Annotated in this window: 16 protein-coding genes; 11 read left to right on the forward strand and 5 right to left on the reverse strand. The window is 71.3% G+C overall.

What is annotated here, in order from left to right; translation table 11 throughout:
- Window positions 1-16 precede the first annotated feature (16 nt).
- Window positions 17-664, forward strand: coding sequence for a PIG-L deacetylase family protein (locus GA0111570_RS10680; protein WP_092610550.1), 648 nt, complete (start codon window positions 17-19; stop codon window positions 662-664).
- 39 nt (window positions 665-703) lie between these two features.
- Here the strand turns inward: GA0111570_RS10680 and GA0111570_RS10685 are convergent, their stop codons facing one another.
- The gene (locus GA0111570_RS10685) at window positions 704-1,726 is read right to left on the reverse strand and encodes an ArsO family NAD(P)H-dependent flavin-containing monooxygenase (protein ID WP_092610553.1); all 1,023 of its coding nucleotides are present in this window, start codon (window positions 1,724-1,726) and stop codon (window positions 704-706) included.
- 195 nt (window positions 1,727-1,921) lie between these two features.
- Here GA0111570_RS10685 and GA0111570_RS10690 point away from each other — a divergent pair, with 195 nt between their 5' ends.
- The 3 genes from GA0111570_RS10690 to GA0111570_RS10700 all read left to right on the forward strand — a co-directional run bounded on the left by GA0111570_RS10690 (window position 1,922) and on the right by GA0111570_RS10700 (window position 4,111).
- On the forward strand, window positions 1,922-3,199 hold the full coding sequence (locus GA0111570_RS10690) for a DUF2254 domain-containing protein (RefSeq protein WP_175557449.1): 1,278 nt from the start codon (window positions 1,922-1,924) through the stop codon (window positions 3,197-3,199).
- Window positions 3,200-3,288: 89 nt separating this feature from the next.
- Window positions 3,289-3,699: a hypothetical protein gene (locus GA0111570_RS10695; RefSeq protein WP_092610559.1), complete on the forward strand. Its 411-nt coding sequence runs from the start codon at window positions 3,289-3,291 to the stop codon at window positions 3,697-3,699.
- A 31-nt stretch (window positions 3,700-3,730) separates the two neighbouring features.
- Window positions 3,731-4,111: a COX15/CtaA family protein gene (locus tag GA0111570_RS10700; protein ID WP_092610562.1), complete on the forward strand. Its 381-nt coding sequence runs from the start codon at window positions 3,731-3,733 to the stop codon at window positions 4,109-4,111.
- 4 nt (window positions 4,112-4,115) lie between these two features.
- Here GA0111570_RS10700 and GA0111570_RS10705 read toward each other — a convergent pair whose 3' ends face one another.
- Window positions 4,116-4,550 carry an OsmC family protein gene (locus GA0111570_RS10705; protein WP_092610565.1) on the reverse strand — a complete coding sequence of 145 codons (435 nt, stop codon included), beginning with the start codon at window positions 4,548-4,550 and terminating at the stop codon, window positions 4,116-4,118.
- A 123-nt stretch (window positions 4,551-4,673) separates the two neighbouring features.
- Between GA0111570_RS10705 and GA0111570_RS10710 the strand changes: the two genes are divergently transcribed.
- From GA0111570_RS10710 to GA0111570_RS10720, 3 genes are read left to right on the forward strand one after another with little or no spacing between them, the layout of a single operon-like run.
- Window positions 4,674-6,062 (forward strand): uridine kinase family protein, encoded by a 1,389-nt coding sequence (locus GA0111570_RS10710; protein WP_092610568.1) that lies wholly within the window; start codon window positions 4,674-4,676, stop codon window positions 6,060-6,062.
- A 2-nt stretch (window positions 6,063-6,064) separates the two neighbouring features.
- Window positions 6,065-7,066 (forward strand): ABC transporter ATP-binding protein, encoded by a 1,002-nt coding sequence (locus GA0111570_RS10715; protein WP_092610571.1) that lies wholly within the window; start codon window positions 6,065-6,067, stop codon window positions 7,064-7,066.
- Window positions 7,063-7,866 carry an ABC transporter permease gene (locus tag GA0111570_RS10720; RefSeq protein WP_092610574.1) on the forward strand — a complete coding sequence of 268 codons (804 nt, stop codon included), beginning with the start codon at window positions 7,063-7,065 and terminating at the stop codon, window positions 7,864-7,866. Before GA0111570_RS10715 ends, GA0111570_RS10720 begins: the two co-directional genes overlap by 4 nt.
- A gap of 16 nt (window positions 7,867-7,882) precedes the next feature.
- Here the strand turns inward: GA0111570_RS10720 and GA0111570_RS10725 are convergent, their stop codons facing one another.
- Complete coding sequence (locus GA0111570_RS10725) at window positions 7,883-8,728, reverse strand: hypothetical protein (protein ID WP_092610577.1); 846 nt, start codon at window positions 8,726-8,728, stop codon at window positions 7,883-7,885.
- Between the two features lie 124 nt (window positions 8,729-8,852).
- On the opposite strand from GA0111570_RS10725, the gene GA0111570_RS10730 reads away from it, so the two are divergent.
- Together GA0111570_RS10730 and GA0111570_RS10735 are read left to right on the forward strand one after the other, a co-directional pair.
- The gene (locus GA0111570_RS10730; protein ID WP_217634115.1) at window positions 8,853-9,617 is read left to right on the forward strand and encodes a DUF5995 family protein; all 765 of its coding nucleotides are present in this window, start codon (window positions 8,853-8,855) and stop codon (window positions 9,615-9,617) included.
- Window positions 9,618-9,678: 61 nt separating this feature from the next.
- The gene (locus GA0111570_RS10735; RefSeq protein ID WP_092610580.1) at window positions 9,679-10,137 is read left to right on the forward strand and encodes a group II truncated hemoglobin; all 459 of its coding nucleotides are present in this window, start codon (window positions 9,679-9,681) and stop codon (window positions 10,135-10,137) included.
- A gap of 31 nt (window positions 10,138-10,168) precedes the next feature.
- On the opposite strand, the gene GA0111570_RS10740 is transcribed toward GA0111570_RS10735, so the two are convergent.
- Complete coding sequence (locus GA0111570_RS10740; protein WP_092610582.1) at window positions 10,169-11,074, reverse strand: DUF4253 domain-containing protein; 906 nt, start codon at window positions 11,072-11,074, stop codon at window positions 10,169-10,171.
- Window positions 11,075-11,157: 83 nt separating this feature from the next.
- Between GA0111570_RS10740 and GA0111570_RS10745 the strand changes: the two genes are divergently transcribed.
- The gene (locus GA0111570_RS10745; protein WP_092610585.1) at window positions 11,158-11,925 is read left to right on the forward strand and encodes a PIG-L deacetylase family protein; all 768 of its coding nucleotides are present in this window, start codon (window positions 11,158-11,160) and stop codon (window positions 11,923-11,925) included.
- A gap of 94 nt (window positions 11,926-12,019) precedes the next feature.
- On the opposite strand, the gene GA0111570_RS10750 is transcribed toward GA0111570_RS10745, so the two are convergent.
- Window positions 12,020-12,442, reverse strand: coding sequence for a hemerythrin domain-containing protein (locus tag GA0111570_RS10750; RefSeq protein WP_092610587.1), 423 nt, complete (start codon window positions 12,440-12,442; stop codon window positions 12,020-12,022).
- 161 nt (window positions 12,443-12,603) lie between these two features.
- Here GA0111570_RS10750 and GA0111570_RS10755 point away from each other — a divergent pair, with 161 nt between their 5' ends.
- Window positions 12,604-13,920, forward strand: a complete 1,317-nt coding sequence (locus GA0111570_RS10755) for an MFS transporter (protein ID WP_092610590.1) — start codon at window positions 12,604-12,606, stop codon at window positions 13,918-13,920.
- The last annotated feature ends 23 nt before the right edge of the window (window positions 13,921-13,943 follow it).

Genomic DNA, 13,943 nt, shown 5'->3' on the forward strand with positions numbered 1-13,943 from the left:
CTGGCATGCTGGCCCCATGCCATGGTCGTCAGTCCTCGCCGTCGTCGCCCATCCGGACGACGAGTCCTTCGGTCTCGGTGCGGTGCTCGACACCCTGGTCAGCCAGGGAGCGGTCGGCGGCGTGCTCTGCTACACCCGCGGCGAGGCCTCCACGCTGCACGGCGTGGAGGGCGACCTGACGCAGATCAGGGTCGCCGAGCTGACCGAGGCCGCCGACCACCTGGGCCTGACGCACGTGCGGCTGTGCGAGTTCCCCGACGGCGACCTGGCCTCGGTCGACCGGGCCGAGCTGGCCGCCCTCGCGGTGGAGCAGGCACGCGCCCAGCAGGCCGACCTGGTCATGGTGATGGACGAGTCCGGGATCACCGGCCATCCCGACCACCGGGCCGCGACCGCGGCCGGCCTGGCCGCCGCCGACGAACTCGGGCTCCCGGTGCTGGCCTGGACCCTCTCCCCCGCCATCACCGACCAGCTGAACGCCGAGTTCCCGGCAGGCTTCATCGGCACGACCGGTGACGAGGTCTGGCGGGTCTCCCGCGAGCACCAACTGGAGGCCGCCAAGGCCCACGCCAGCCAGGCCCTGCCGACGTCGGTGCTGTGGCGTCGGCTGGAGCTGATGGGCGACGAGGAGCACGTCCGCTGGCTGCGCCGCCCGGTCGCCTGACCCCCGCCGGCTCCGCCCGGTCGTACGCGCCGCGGGCGATCAGTGCCCCAGGAAGGCCCCGGCCTGCTCCGCCGCCGCCCGGGCCCCCGGCGCGACGCCGGCCAGGGTGGCCGACCCCGGGCCGGTCCAGTCCCCGTAGCCGACCAGGAACAGTCCCGGGACCGTCGGCGTACGACCCGCCAGCAGCCCTCGCAGGTGCCGGAGCGCCGGCCGGAAGCCGGTGCACCAGATCAGGTGGTCGGCCTCGATCCGGTCCAGGCTCGTGACCATCGGGGTGGCGACCAGGCGCCCCGCGTCCCGTGCCTCGCGGACCGGCGGGACCATGACGATGTCGCCGAGGCGGTCGGCGGGACCGGGGTCGGGCTCGCCGCGGACCAGGGCCAGCGCCCGCACCCGGTTGCGCCGGAACAGCACGCGCCCGTCGACCTCGTCGGGCATCCAGCGCGGCGGCCATGTCGTGTACCAGGTCAGGTCGGCCACTGCCCCCAGCTCCGCGGCGATCTGGGCCCCCGAGTTGGCCCCGCCGACGACCGCCACCCGAGAGCCGGCGAAGGGCTCGGTCCCGGGGTAGTGCGCACTGTGCCACTGCCCGCCGCGGAAATGGCCGGGATACCAGGGCACGAAGGGCCGCGACCAGGTACCCGTCGCGCTGACCACCGCCCTGGCCCGCCAAGTGCGCCGGCCGGTGCGGACGTGGAAGACACCCTGCGAGTGGGTGACCTGTTCCACCCGGACGGGGCGCTCGATCGGCAGGTCGTAGCGGGACTCGTACGCGGCCAGGTACTCGATGACGTGCCGGGCAGGCGGAAAACCGTCGTAGCCGGGCATCATGATGCCCGGCAGGTTGGAGAACTCGGCGGTGGAGAACAGCGTCAGGCTGGGCCAGGTGTGCTGCCAGGCGCCCCCCGGCGCGGGCTGGTCGTCGAGGATGACGAACGAGAGGCCGGCCCGCCGCAGGTAGTAGCCGGTGGCCAGCCCGGCCTGGCCGCCACCGATCACCACCACGTCCGGATCGTACGGGGATCCGACGTCCTCGGGTGCGTGGGGCGCACGACCGGACATGACGACTCCTGGGGGACGGCGGGAGGACGGGAGGGCGGCGCTGCGTCGCCTCGGGCCACCCTACCGAGCGCGCACCGGCCGATACGGCGCCGGCTCGTCGGGCGGCTCGTGGGTCGGCTCGTGGCTCGGCGACCTGCTGGAGGAGTCCGCTCTGGTTGGATGAACCTGTCAGACCCCGACACGAGGAGGTGGGACATGGACCGGCATGCCGACATCCAGCGCCGACGCGGCTCGGTGCCCCAGGTGGACAGGCCGACGCCGTGGCAACGGATCTGGCGGCGCTTCTGGGCCCTGCCCTTCGCCATAGTGATCGGCGCCCTGCTGCTGGCCTGGCTGCTGCCCTGGCTCGACCAGCACGTCTCCACCAAGATGCCGCTGCTGTTCGAGGGCGGCCCGGACGGGGCACGCAGCCTGCTGTCCACGATCGCCAGTGCGATGATCTCCGTCACCGGCCTGGTGTTCTCCATCACCATGGTGGTGCTGCAGCTGGCGCAGTCGCAGTTCACCCCCCGGCTTCTGGACAGCTTCCTGCAGAACCGGGTCACCCAGACCACCCTGGGCGTCTTCACCGCCTCTTTCGTCTACGCGCTGGCCGTGCTGCGGACCGTGCGGGGCGCCAACTCGGGGGGACAGGACTTCGTTCCCCAGTTGTCGGTCTCGGCCGCCTTCCTACTGGTGCTCGCCGCGGTCGCGATGTTCATCGCCTTCATCCACAACATCACCACCAGCGTCCAGATCGCCACCGTGGTCGACCGGGTGGGTGGCCGCGCCGCCGAACTGGTCACCGAACAGTTCGGCGAACCCGAGGACGAGGCCATCGGGTTCGGTGCCACCTGGTCCCCGTACGAGGGCGAGGCGCGAACGGCGCTGGTCACGACCGGCCGCCACGGCACCCTGGACCACCTCGACCTGCCCCGGCTGGTGGCGCTGGCGCGCAAGCACGACGTCGTCGTGCACCTGGACGTCTGCCTGGGCGACTTCATCGCCTCCGGCCAGCAGGTCGGCACCCTCTGGGGCAGCGACGACCTGGACCGGGACGTGATCGCCTCCTTCGACAGGACACTCGGCATGGCCCGCACGCGGACCATGACCCAGGACATCTCGTTCGGGCTGCGCCAGCTGGTCGACATCGCCGAGCGCGCCCTGTCACCCTCGATGAACGACCCGACCACGGCGGTCCAGGTGCTCGACGAGCTCCACGCCCTGCTGCGCGAGGTGGCACTCCGGCGCAGCATCTCGCCCTACATCGCCGACGCGGACCACGTCGTCCGGGTGGTGCACCGGCCCCCGAGGTTCGCCGACCTGCTGGACCTGGCCGTGGACGAGATCCTGCACTACGGCAAGGACGGGATCCAGGTGCCCCGCAAGCTCGAGGGCATGCTGGGCGATCTGCAGGCGACGGCCCGGCCCGAGCACCGGGCGCCGATCCAGGCCAAGCTCGCCCAGGTCCGCGCGGTCTGTGATCGGCCCTGACTGCCGTCTGTGAGCGGCCCTGACCTGCCGGTGCAGCCCGGCACGGCGCCGTACGATGGAAGGGTCCAGCCATCGATCGGAGGTGCGCGATGAAGCGTCTCCTGTTCACCGTCCTGTGGGGCCTGGCCGTCTACGTCGCGGTGATGCTCGCCGAGTTCGCGGTCACCCTCCCCTTTCCGATGGGCGAGGACACGACCCCTGACCTGACGGTGGAGTTCGGGCTGACCGCACCGCTGGCCTTCCTGATCACCTGGGTTCTGGCCCGCCTGCTGCACACCACCCGGAAGGACGGCACGCTCCGCGGGGTCGTCTGGGCGGCAGTGGCGCTGGTCCTCTACGTGGTCGTCGGGCTCGGCAACGGCACGCTCGGCCTGTTCATGGTGTGGACCTTCCCGCTGCTGATCCTCGCGATCCTGCTGGGCCCGATCATCGCCGGACAGGTCGCTGGTCGCACCCGGACACCGCACCTCCCCCGGACAGGGCACCACACCCCTGCATGAGTCGACGTCGCCGGTCTGCCACAGTGGAGCCATGCCCCTGCCGCATCCGCACCTCATCGTGCTCCGGAGCGCCGCGACCGTGGTGCTGAGCTGCCTGATCGCCCAGGCCGGCTGGGCCGCGGCGATGCTCGGCGACGACCCCGGCTACCGGTGGAACCACCGGGTCGGCGCCTGGGTGACACTTGTCATCTGCCTGCTGTCGGCGCTGGTCTACCTGGTGCTGCGGCGCTCGGCCGGACCGGTGAACGTGACGATGGCGCTCCTGCTGGCCGCCGGCGTTGCCGTCCAGTTCTTCCTCGGCGCCACCGACCGGGAGGCGGTCCACATCTTCCTCGGCGTCCTGCTCGCGATGCTGGGTACGGCGCTGACCTCCTGGACCTACCGGCACAGCCTGCCCGTCGCGGCCGGCTGAGGGCTCAGCCCTCCGCCAGGTGGAGGTCGATCGTCGTCGGCGCGCTCAGCGAGTTGCTGACCAGGCAGGCACCCTCGGTCTTGTCGACCAGGGCGCCGATCCGGTCCGGGTCGGTACCGGCCGGGACCGTGAGGTGGACGGCCAGCCGGATCTCGGTGAACCGGGTGACGCGCTCGACCCGGTCCAGCACGCCGCTCGCCTCCACCCTCAGGTCGGACCACTCGACGTGGTTGGCGGTCGCCACGGAGCGCCAGGTCAGCGCGAAGCAGTCCGCCGCGGCGGCCACCAACAAGGTCTCGGGTGACCAGTAGCCCGCCGGGCCCCCGAACTCGGGGGGTGACTCCACCGGCAGGTCGGGCAGCTCGGGCGACGACATGGTGAGGGATCCGGTCGGGGTCCCGGCCACCGACGCGGAGTACTGGTGCGGGAACCTCTGCATGTCCGCAGGCTAGTCCCCAAAGGCGTCCGGCGGGAGCGATTCGCGGGTGCACAGCGGTTCCATTGCCCACGCCTGCCAGAAGTCCTACGCTCGGATGATCCGAACCTCGGGACGGGGACCACGATGAGGGAGACCCACCTGCGCCAAGGGCGCCAGACGGTGAAGCTCGGCCTGATCAAGGTCGTGCAGGACCTCTTCCCCGAGGAGCGCCTCAAGACCTCCTACTCCATCCTCGAGGGCGTCTTCTGCCACCTGGACGGCTCGGTGCTCTCGACCCGCGAGGTACGCCTGATCGGGGAGCGGCTGGCCGCCTGGGTGCAGCGCAACGAGCCGATCCAGCTGCTGGGGCGCGCCGGCGGCTACTACGTCTACGACGTGGACGGGCTCGTGGTGAACGCCCTCTATCCCGCCCTGACCGCGCCGGCGGAGGTGGAGCCCTTCACACTGGTGCCGTTCTCGGACGGGTTCATCGTCGACTTCGGCGACGCGGACAAGGGCGCTGACCTCCCCCTGATCCCGCCGGTCAAGCTGCAGGCGACGTACACCGAGCGGCGCCGCTGGCTGGCCCAGGTCGGCATCACGGTGGTCGGGGACGTCAACGCCTACATCCGCTCCGGGCAGCACCAGGAGCTGATCAGCATCTCCGAGGCGCTGCACGAGAAGAAGATCTCGCTGATCGCCGACTCGATCCTGGCCGAGCAGCGCGCGCTGCGCGTCCTGCTGATCGCGGGCCCCACGTCCTCGGGCAAGACCTCCTTCCTGCGCCGGCTCAACACCCAGTTGCTCGTCAACGGCTTCCAGCCGGTGGGGCTGTCCCTCGACAACTACTTCGTGGACCGCGACGCGACCCCACTGGGTCCCGACGGCAAGCCCGACTTCGACGTGCTGGACGCGCTCGACCTTCCCCTGCTGCGCGAGCACATCAGCCGCCTGGTGGAGGGCGAGAGGATCGAGGTGCCGCGCTTCGACTTCGTCACCGGCCAGCGCAGCCCCGTCCACCATCCGTTGCAGGTCGGCCCGCACCAGATCCTGGTGATCGAGGGCCTGCACGCCCTCAACCCCGAACTTGTCGGCCGGATCCACCGCAACCAGCTGTACAAGATCCACGTCAGCCCGCTCGGGGGGCTCAACATCGACCTCGTCAACCGGGTGCCCACCACCGAGGTACGGCTGATCCGCCGGATGGTCCGCGACGACCGCAGCCGCGGCATCTCCCCGGAACGCACCCTGGACCAATGGTCCAGCGTGCGACGTGGGGAGTACGACTGCATCTTCCGCTTCCAGGAGGACGCCGACGCGATGTTCAACTCCAGCATGGTCTACGAGCTGAACGCGCTGCGCCGCCCGGCCGAGGCGGTCCTGGACAAGATCGGTGACAACAGCCCGCACCGCGACACCCGCGACCGATTGCTGAACCTGCTCAGCTTCTTCGACCCGATCGACACCAGCAAGGTGCCGTTCAACTCCCTCCTGCGCGAGTTCATCGGCGGCAGCCTGTACGCGGAGGACTGAGCGTGATCACCGCCCGCGGCCTGACCCGGACCTTCCGACGCGGCAAGGACGTGATCGAGGCGGTCCGGGCGATCGACGTCGACGTACGCCAGGGCGAGCTCGTCGCCTTCCTGGGCCCCAACGGTGCCGGGAAGTCGACCACGCTGCGGATGCTGACCAGCCTGCTGCTGCCCACCTCGGGCACGGCGGTGGTGGCCGGGTACGACGTGGTCACCGACCCCGCCCGGGTCCGGGCCCGGATCGGCTACATCGGCCAGGGGACCGGCGGCGGGTACTCCTACCGGGTCCTCGACGAGCTCCACAACCAGGGCCGGTTCTACCACCTGCCCCGCCCCGAGTACCGGGCCCGCGCGCGGGACCTGATGGAGACCCTGGAGCTGACCGGGCTCGACAAGCGCAAGGTCAGCTCGCTGTCCGGTGGGCAACGTCGCCGCCTCGACGTCGCCCTCGGCCTGATGAACCGGCCCCCGCTGCTGTTCCTGGACGAGCCGACCACCGGCCTGGACCCGCAGTCCCGGGCCAACCTGTGGCAGCACATCACCGGGATGCGCGAGCAGTACGGCATGACGCTGGTGCTCACCACGCACTACCTGGAGGAGGCCGACAGCGTGGCCGAGCGGGTGGTGATCATCGACCACGGCCGGATCGTCGCCGACGCCCCTCCCGACGCCCTGAAGCGCGACCACGCCGACGACGTGGTCACCCTGCAGGTGGCCTCGGCCGATGCCGCAGCGGTCCGGGCGGCGCTGCCCGACGGTCTCGGCCAGGTCGCTGTCCACCCCGGGAACGCCCAGCCGGGAGCCGTCCACCCCGGCGCCGAGCCGTACGCCTCCGTGCGCGCCACCATCGCCACGACTCACGGCTCGCTGGTCCTGCCCGCCGCCATCGAGCAGCTGCGCAACCACGGGCTCGTGGTGACGTCGGCGGAGCTGGCACAGGCGAGCCTGGACGACGTGTTCCTCAACCTGACCGGCCGGAGCCTGCGCGAGGAGGCGAAGGCATGAGAGCCGGTCCGGGCCCGGCCAAGTTCGTCGGCGACACCGCCGCGGTCTTCGTCCGCGAGATCCTGTTGTTCCTGCGCGATCCGTTCTCGCTGGTCTTCTCCCTGCTGCAGCCGCTGATCTTCCTGGCCCTCTTCGCGCCCCTGCTGCGCGGCGCGGTCGCCACCGGCGGGGCCGGGGCGGCCGGGATGGGAACGGGTGGGACGGGCACCCTGCAGTGGTTCGTCCCCGGGGTGATCGTGATGATCAGCCTGTTCGGGACGTCGATGACCGGGTCGGGCCTGTTGTACGAGCTGATGACCGGCTCGTACGAACGGGTGCTCGCCACGCCGCTGGACCGGTCGGCGATCCTGGTCGGACGGTCCCTGAAGGAGTTCGCGCCGCTGTTCATCCAGGGCCTGCTGATCGCGGTCTTCTGCGTGCCGTTCGGCTTCCGCTTCTACCCGGTGCACCTGCTGGTCGGGCTGGTGCTGCTGGGGGTCTTCGGGATCGGGCTCGGCGCGCTGTCGTACGCCCTGGGGCTGGCCTGCAAGGGCCGGGAGTGGCTGTTCTGGAGCGTCCAGCAGACCCTGCTGTTCCCACTGCTGATCCTGTCCGGGATCATGCTGCCGCTGGAGACCGGGCCCGAGTGGATGCGGCTGGTCTCCCGCTTCAATCCGCTCACCTACATCGTGGATGCGGAGCGGACCCTGCTGGGCGGGACGCTCGGCTCCACCGCGGTGCTGTGGGGAGCGGTGGCGGCGGGGCTGATCGCGGTCGTCGGCCTGGTGGTCGGGATCCGTACGACGCGCACGACCATCTAGGCCCCGGGGACGTCTCCTAACCGGATCTGCGGGTTCCGCGGCGGGTAGCAGCGATCTCGAAGCGGTACCACAGGTAGGCCGAGCCGGCGAGGACCCCCATGAAGCCGACGAACAACAGCCAGGTGAGTGGCCGTTCAGGGTGGAACTCACCCGAGGCCCGCAGCGCCGCGATGGCCATCAGCACGATCATCAGCGCCTCCACCTGCAGCATCAACCGGATCGTGATCCACCGGGGATCCCGAACGACCCCGAGGCCCGCGCTGCCAAGGCAGAAGATCGCGCCCACCACCCGGCAGGTCAGCGGCGTGAGTGCCCATGGCCAGACCGGGATCATCTGGCCCGGCGCCACGAACATGGTGATGCCGGTGGACAGGGCGGCCAGCCCCACAAGCGCGACCATCCAACGGGAGACACCTCCCAGCCGCAGTTCCGACGCTTCCGTGGGGGCAGCGAACCGGCGGTTGGACAGGTAGGCGAAGATCACGAGGAAGGGCGCGGTGAAGTACAGGCCCGTCCAGAGCCAGAATGCGAAGTGGTGGTGGTTGAACTTGTCCCAATGGATCACAGTGGCCACACCGAGCAACGTCGCGAACAGCGCCACCGACAGGAAGCCCACCCGCAACGAGGACCACCGCGCTGTCCACAGGGCGCGGACGAAGAAGTAGAAGCCGCCGAGATAGGCCGAGGCGAGCACCATGGGAGTCATCGTGGGGCGCATGGTCCACGCGAAGAGGCGACCGGTCTCAGTGGGAAATCCGTACAGCACGACGAAGGCGACGATCAGGAATGGCGCTATGAAGGCTGACAGGCCCTTCGTGAACCGCAGGACCCGATCATCTGCCCCGCGTTGCTGGACTTTCATTCCCCTGCCCCCGTCCGGCTCCAAGGGCCACCGCCCATCGGGCCTGGAGGAACCAACGGTGACACCGCACTGAGCCGTGACTACATTAAGCCCACACTGGTGGCTGGCTGGCAAGGGGAGACAGATGACCATCGGACCGTCCAGCGGGCGTTTCAGGTCCATCGCCGGGCTGATGACCGACATGCGGCGCCGGCTCGGCGCGCTGCCCGCCGACGATCCTGCGCGAGCCTTCCTCTCCACCTACCTGCGCACCACCGCAGCCGTGGCAGAGGCGATCGATGCCGGGACGTTCGAGGACCCGGTCTGGGTGGAGGAATGGGATCTCGCATTCGCTGATCTCTACCTGCGCGCCCTTGACGCGCACCTGTCCGGAGCCGGTACGCCGGCAAGCCCCTGGCTGCTCGCCTTCGATGCCGCCCCTCGCCTGACACCCCTGCTGAACGTGTTGCTCGGCATCAACGCCCACATCAACTACGACCTGCCCCAGGCACTGCTCGCGGTCATTTCCGACACCGAGGTCACGGACGGTGACCTGCTGGCACGACGACGACGGGACCACGAGCGCATCGACCAGATCCTGGCCAGCCGCGTGGCCGCGGAAGACCTCGAGATCTCGGCACGCTCCGTCCGCAGCCTGCTGGATCGCGCGCTGCGGCCGATCAATCGATGGGCCGCCAAGCGGTTCCTCAAAGAGGCACGCGCAAAGGTCTGGAGCAACACCCTGCAGCTGTCGCAGGCCAGGGCCGCCGGTGCTGATGTCTACGAGTCACGGCTGCGCGAGCTGGAACTGCTCGCGGCGGCCAGGATCGCCGACCTGCTGGCGCCGGGTCAGGTGTTGCTCCGACTGGCCAGGGTCGGCTTCGGGGTGACGTTGCCATTGCAGCGCTAGGCCGCCGCGCCCCAGTCAGCGGATCCTTGTGGAGACCAGCTCCGGTCCCCATCATGAGGACATGCAGACCGTGTACGAGGCCGCCGGAGGCGAGCTGGGCGTGCTGCGCCTCGCCCAGGCCTGGCATGACCGGGTGATGGCCGACGAGGTCGTCGCGCACGCCTTCAGCCACGGCTTCCACCCTCGGCACACCCAGCGGCTCGCCGCTTACTGGGCCGAGGCGTGGGGCGGTCCGCCGACCTACTCCGCGCAGTACGGGGACGAGACCACAGTGGTCCGGATCCACAGCGGCAACGGCCTGCACGAGGACATGGACCGCCGCGCGATCGCCTGCTTCGATGCGGCGATGGCCGACGTCGACCTGGCCGACGACCTGCGTACGGTCCTGCACGACTACTTCGCCTGGGCGACGACCACCACGATGGGCGGCTACCCCCGCTCCCCCGACGACGTCCCGGAGGGCCTGCGCCTGCCGCACTGGTCCTGGGACGGGCTGCAGCCCGACGGCCTGTCCGACTAGCACAGGTCACCGCAGCGGCGCACGACGATTCTCAGTCCCACCAGAAGGTCCAGTGGTGTGCCCGGACGACGGGGGCGTACGCCGGGAGCGACCCGACGCCCTGGTCGATGTTGTCGGGGCAGAAGGCGTAGTGCTCCAGGATGAGGGTGGCCACGTCGTTGCTGCTGGAGGGCGGAGCGGCCACCTCCAGGTGGATGGTGTCGAAGCCCATCGCCACCAGCGTCGCGCCGAACCGGTCCTCCCAGCTGCGCAGCACCGCTGCGACGTCCGAGCCGTCCAGGTCCACGTTGGCGGTCCCCCACCAGCCGATGGCGGAGGGCACGTCAGCGGGACGCCCAACCGGGACGAGGGCGAGTCCACTCGTGCCGGCGCCCAGCTCGAGCTGCACCGTCGCCCCGACCGGCTGGGCCGGGGCCAGGGCGAGGACCGGCCCGGCATCACGCACCCGACGCTGGTCGTCGTCGAGCTCATCCTCGTCGTACTCCTCCAGCACCTCCACGGCCTCGCTCCAGCGCTCCTGGAGCACCTCGGCAACGTCGGGGACCGGACCCTGTGGGCCGTCCAGCTCCCCTCCGTACCAGGGTCGCTCCAGGTCCTCGCCGAGCCCCTGGACCAGCACGGGCCACAGCCCGGTCTGCGGGAACCGTGCCGCGAGGGCGGCCCAGGTGGCGCGGTGGTCGGCCACGGAGTCGGCGAGCCAGAGCACCGGATCGGCTGTCTCGTCCTCGTCCGGGCGGACGATCCGGCCCGGGGGGAGTCCGAGCGCCCCCAGGCTGCCGAGGTCACCGGGACGCTCGGCCCGGATCGGCCACGGCAGCTCGACCCGCAGGTCGCCATCGCCGTCCTCGTCCGTCGTGCGGTGGCCGGGGGCACCCGGCCGGGTCCGCCGCTCGGTACTGAGCCCCACGAACCGCAGCATCGACTCCAGGATTCCCATGGGCACGAAACTAGGGCATCCGGGGCTCGCCGTGCGTACCGTTGGGGTGTCCGAAGCCCGCTGCCTCGCCCAAGGACTCCCCCATGACCGACGACGCCGCTGCCGCACCGCAGCACCTCCCCGTCCTGCCGGATGCCGACTGGGCGCGGGTGCTGTGCGCGGTCGCCCATCCGGACGACATGGAGTACGGCACCTCGGCCGCCGTCGCCACCTGGGCCGGCCGCGGCGTCGAGGTGACCTACCTGTTGCTCACCGCCGGGGAGGCCGGGATGGACGAGCCGCCCGAACACGTCGCGCCCCTGCGCGCCCGCGAGCAGCGGGCCGCCTGTGCTGCCGTCGGCGTGAGCGACCTGCGGATCCTCGACCATCCCGACGGCATGCTCGAGTACGGCCTGCGGCTGCGCCGGGACGTGGCCCGGGTGGTCCGGCAGGTGCGGCCCGATGTCGTGGTGACGGCGAACTTCGACCTCGAGGCGTACGGCGGGCTGAACCAGGCCGACCACCGGGTGGCCGGCCTCGCCGTGGTCGACGGGGTGCGTGACGCCGCGAACCGGTGGGTGTTCCGTGCACTGGCCGAGCAGGAGGGTCTCGAACCGTGGCAGGCCCGGGCCGTCCTGGTCTCCGGCCATGGCCGCCCCACGCACGCCGTCCAGGTCGACGAGGAGGCGGTTGCGGCGTCGGTGGCCTCCCTCGCCAGCCACGAGGCCTACCTGCGGCACGTGGCCGGCCACCCGGCACCCGAGGTGTTCGTCCCGCAGATGCTGCGCGCGGGCGGTCGCCTGGCCGGCACCGAGTACGCCGTGACGTTCCGGGTGCATGACCTCGGCGGCCTGGGTGCCAAGGGGGACTGACCGGCTCCACCCGTTGTCGCGCCGTCCCGGTTCCCCGTCCTGCGGGTCTCCCGTCGGGCCGGTCCCCCGTCGGACGGTCCCCCGGCCTGACGGGTCAGGCGGCCAGCAGGCGGGTGAAGAGGAGTTCCTCCTCCTTGTGCTGGTGGGCGTCGAAGGCCTCGTACAGGCTCCGGGCCCAGGTCCGGGCAGCCGCGGCCTGCCAGACCTCCGAGAAGCGCCCGACCGCCTCGCACAGGTTCCGGTGCTCGGTGCGGATCGACTCGGACAGCGCTCCGCCGGGGTCCGCGGCGGCGACCAGCGCGTACACGTCCTGTTCGCTGTCAGCGTGCGGGACCAGGACCCGGCCGAGCCAGTCCTCCAGCGCGGCGCGCGCGGCGGGGTAGTCCTGCTTGGGCGCGCACAGCAGCGCCCGGCTGAGCCGGTCGAGCTCGGTGAGCATGCTGGCGTGCTCGGCGCGCAGGTTCGCGACGAGGCTGGTCGGGGAGATGGTGGTTGGTGCGTGCGGCTGGTCGGCCATGGTTTGTCGTCCGTCCGGGTATGAGTGGTCTGTGTCGTGCCCCCAGTGCACCTCGGCCACGGTGCCGGTTCCTTGACGTACGTCAAGTCCGGCGACCCGAAAAGTTCCGGTGACCGAAACTTGCCCGCCCCGCACGGTGTGACGCGCCTTACAGTCGAGGAGTGACCACCCTCGACGCCGCGCCCAGCCAGGGCCTGCCCACCCGCCCGCTCCCCCAGCAGCCCCAGGCCGCTGCGGCGGCGCGTCGGGTATGGCTGCCCGCTGCGCTGGCCAGCACGGCGGTCGCCTGGGGCGGCAACCAGTTCACCCCGCTGCTGGGCCCGTACGAGACGCTGCGCGGCCTGGACCAGATCACGGTCAACATGCTGCTCTTCGCCTACGTCGGCGGGATCGTCCCTGCCCTCTTCCTGGCCGCCCGCCTGCAACGGCGCTTCCATCCACGCACGCTCGTGGCCGGCGCGGTGGCCCTCGGCCTGGTCGGCAGCATCCTGCTCGCCACTGCCGGCGACCACGTCGGGCAACTGGTCGCCGGACGGGTCCTCAGCGGCATCGCGCTGGCCTCCGGGATGGTGAACGGCGGCGCCTGGATCCGCCGGCTGGTCCTGACCAGCGGCGGTGTCACCTCCGCGTCACTGGCCCGGACGGCCCGGGTGTCGGCGCTCAGCCTGACCACCGGCTTCGGTCTCGGTGCGGGGGCCGCCGGCCTGCTGGCGTACGCCGCGCCGGCGCCGCTGGTCAGCGCGTACGTGCCGCACATGCTGCTCGCCGTGGTGACGCTGGTCGTCATCGTGGCGACCCGCCGGCACACCTCGGTGCCCGCCGTCCTGCCGCCGCCCGCCCCGGCCGCCGGTGGGGAGCACGGGCACCCCGGCCTCGGCCGGCTGCTGCTCACCGTCCTGCCCGTCGCGCCGTGGATCTTCGGCTCCCTCGGGCTGGCGTACGCGGTCCTTCCGCAGCGGCTGGCGGCCACCCACGGACCCGTGTCGGTGATCTACCTGACGCTGCTGTGCACCACCGCGCTGACCTGCGGTTTCTTCATCCAGCAGGCGGTCCGCCGGGTCCGGCTCCCGCTGCGCTTCCCCGCCCCGACCCTGGGCATGGTGCTCGTCATCGGCACCCTCGTCGTGGCGGCCTGGCGGCTGCCCCTGATGGGGCCGGTCGAGCTGTGGGTCATGTCCGGCCTGCTCGGCACCGCGTACGGGCTGGTGATCAGCGGCCTGCTGGTCCGGATCCAGCTGTCCTCCCCGCCGCGGACCGAGGCGCTGATGACGGCCCTGCTCTACACCTTCGCGTACACCGGGTTCGGCCTGCCGGTGACGCTGTCCTGGGCGAGCACCTGGGCCGGCTACTCGGTCCTGCTGTACGGCGTCGCCGCCCTCGCCGTTCCGCTCACGGTCATCGCGCACGTCGCCGGGCGCCGACTGCGCCCCCATCCCAGCCACGATCGGGCCCACGGAACCGACCGCGCCGCTGCATGATGGGGGCGTGACCCCGCTCCTGC

The organism is Raineyella antarctica, from assembly GCF_900092135.1.
Taxonomy (GTDB): Bacteria; Actinomycetota; Actinomycetes; order Propionibacteriales; family Propionibacteriaceae; genus Raineyella; species Raineyella antarctica.

Coding starts and splice junctions, on each gene's coding strand:
- GA0111570_RS10680 (WP_092610550.1), top strand. CDS start 17: ATGCCATGGTCGTCAGTCCTCGCCGTCGTCGCCCATCCGGACGACGAG.
- GA0111570_RS10685 (WP_092610553.1), bottom strand. CDS start 1,726: ATGTCCGGTCGTGCGCCCCACGCACCCGAGGACGTCGGATCCCCGTAC.
- GA0111570_RS10690 (WP_175557449.1), top strand. CDS start 1,922: ATGGACCGGCATGCCGACATCCAGCGCCGACGCGGCTCGGTGCCCCAG.
- GA0111570_RS10695 (WP_092610559.1), top strand. CDS start 3,289: ATGAAGCGTCTCCTGTTCACCGTCCTGTGGGGCCTGGCCGTCTACGTC.
- GA0111570_RS10700 (WP_092610562.1), top strand. CDS start 3,731: ATGCCCCTGCCGCATCCGCACCTCATCGTGCTCCGGAGCGCCGCGACC.
- GA0111570_RS10705 (WP_092610565.1), bottom strand. CDS start 4,550: ATGCAGAGGTTCCCGCACCAGTACTCCGCGTCGGTGGCCGGGACCCCG.
- GA0111570_RS10710 (WP_092610568.1), top strand. CDS start 4,674: ATGAGGGAGACCCACCTGCGCCAAGGGCGCCAGACGGTGAAGCTCGGC.
- GA0111570_RS10720 (WP_092610574.1), top strand. CDS start 7,063: ATGAGAGCCGGTCCGGGCCCGGCCAAGTTCGTCGGCGACACCGCCGCG.
- GA0111570_RS10725 (WP_092610577.1), bottom strand. CDS start 8,728: ATGAAAGTCCAGCAACGCGGGGCAGATGATCGGGTCCTGCGGTTCACG.
- GA0111570_RS10730 (WP_217634115.1), top strand. CDS start 8,853: ATGACCATCGGACCGTCCAGCGGGCGTTTCAGGTCCATCGCCGGGCTG.
- GA0111570_RS10735 (WP_092610580.1), top strand. CDS start 9,679: ATGCAGACCGTGTACGAGGCCGCCGGAGGCGAGCTGGGCGTGCTGCGC.
- GA0111570_RS10740 (WP_092610582.1), bottom strand. CDS start 11,074: ATGGGAATCCTGGAGTCGATGCTGCGGTTCGTGGGGCTCAGTACCGAG.
- GA0111570_RS10745 (WP_092610585.1), top strand. CDS start 11,158: ATGACCGACGACGCCGCTGCCGCACCGCAGCACCTCCCCGTCCTGCCG.
- GA0111570_RS10750 (WP_092610587.1), bottom strand. CDS start 12,442: ATGGCCGACCAGCCGCACGCACCAACCACCATCTCCCCGACCAGCCTC.